Genomic DNA, 294 nt, shown 5'->3' with positions numbered 1-294 from the left:
GAGGAAGAGTGAAGCCAAGAGCGATGAGAGCAATGACAATATCGACAAAAAATAAAAATAGTAAAATTGTGTTGCCAATCCAAAGGAGAAATTTCTGGTTTCTCGCTGCTTTAGATAAAGCTAAAAATAAAAAGAATAAGAAGGTACATATAATTATATTTACGATAACAAAAGTGCTTTTATCCATTGGTGATGTAGGCGTTCCATTGAAGTCCCATTTCGTAACAATACGTAATGGTAAGAAGAAATAGAGAATAATATTTGTTGTAATAATAGTGAGAAATAAAGTAATAC

The 294-nt window shown here is 31.0% G+C and carries 1 protein-coding gene; it reads right to left on the bottom strand.

Annotation, left to right across the window (positions count from 1 at the left end; genetic code table 11):
* On the bottom strand, nt 1-292 hold a 292-nt coding region (locus tag ACSG5Z_RS31120; RefSeq protein ID WP_435712884.1), incomplete at its 3' end, for a DUF1648 domain-containing protein.
* Between the last annotated feature and the right edge of the window lie 2 nt (nt 293-294).

This window comes from Bacillus pretiosus (assembly GCF_051294775.1).
In the GTDB taxonomy this organism is placed as follows: domain Bacteria; phylum Bacillota; class Bacilli; order Bacillales; family Bacillaceae_G; genus Bacillus_A; species Bacillus_A wiedmannii.
The sequence above is the reverse complement of the archived record's forward strand: the minus strand, read 5'-3'. Positions and strand labels throughout refer to the sequence as shown.